The following is a 1,097-nucleotide window of genomic DNA, read 5'->3' as shown; positions in this document are numbered from 1 at the left end:
GCGCTCGTCCAGCGCCAGCGTCGCGGCGGCACGCAGCGTGTCGAGCTCGGGGCGCTGTCCGCCGAGCTGTGCCGCGCGGGGGGAGTAGATGCTGGGCACGTAGGAGAGCGCCGCCATGCCCGAGGGTTCCATGTGGATATGGCCGATGTAGCCTTGCAGGAACGGCAGCAGCAGGCAGCGCCCGTCGGCGAGGCGGATGGCGATCTGACCGGCGGGGCCGTTCGGATAGACCCGGATCACGCCGAGATCCGTGCCCGAGACCTTTTCGGGCGCGCGTTCGGCACGGCCCCCGCCCATCGGGTGCTGCGACACCGCGACCTTGCGGATCTTGGCGCCGCTCAGGGTGAAGCCCGTTTCGGTCTCGAAGCTCTGCACCCTCGCGTCGGGCATCCGGGCGCGCATGTCTTCCGTGAGCGCCGTGGCCATCGGTGCCCCGGGCACCACCGGCTGTCCGGTGAGGGCGCGGCGCACGATCTCTTGCGGCTCGCGGTATTCGGGCGGGGCGGCGGGCGCGGCCGTCAGGTTGCGCGCCTGTGCGACCCAGTCGTCAAGGTCGATCCGGCCGCGGTAGCCGCGCAGCCGGGCGGCGACCCAGTCGATCTCGGGCGCCTCCCATTCGGCAATCTGCGCGAAGCGGTAGACGCCGAGCGCCTGCAGGCGGTCGCGCATCACCCTGCCGATGCCGTCGATCTTGGTCAGGTCGTCGACCGTCTTCGGGCGGCTGCGGAAGAGCCCGGGCGCGACGCCGGCAGGGGCCGGACCATCGGGCTTCGCGGCTCCCGCCGGCTGCGGGGTGCCGCGCGGCAGCGGTGCTTCGGGCGTCGGCGGCACGGCGGGCACGGGATCGGGGACAGCCATGAACACGTCGTCGTCCGCGACCACGTTGACCTCCACCGGCTGGATCTTGGTGAAGTCGACGTCGCTCAGCGTCTCTGTGATGGTGTCGCGGAGGAAGGCCTTGAGCGCCCGGTTCGGCACCACCTGCCGGGCCTTGCCCTCGTAATCCACCACCCGCAGCATGTTCGGGCGCGGCGTGCGGTAGGCGGCGCGGAGGGCGTGGGTCAGGAAGGACTGGCGCGTGCCCTCGATAGTGCCCT

1 pseudogene is annotated in these 1,097 nt (G+C 72.1%); it reads right to left on the bottom strand.

What is annotated here, in order from left to right:
- A pseudogene (locus tag HC022_RS27215) lies at positions 1–1,097 on the bottom strand (hypothetical protein); the annotation flags it as partial.

The organism is Salipiger sp. HF18, assembly GCF_011806505.1.
Classification (GTDB): Bacteria; Pseudomonadota; Alphaproteobacteria; order Rhodobacterales; family Rhodobacteraceae; genus Salipiger; species Salipiger thiooxidans.
Note: the sequence above shows the minus strand (reverse complement) of the source record. Positions and strands in the feature narration are given on the sequence as shown.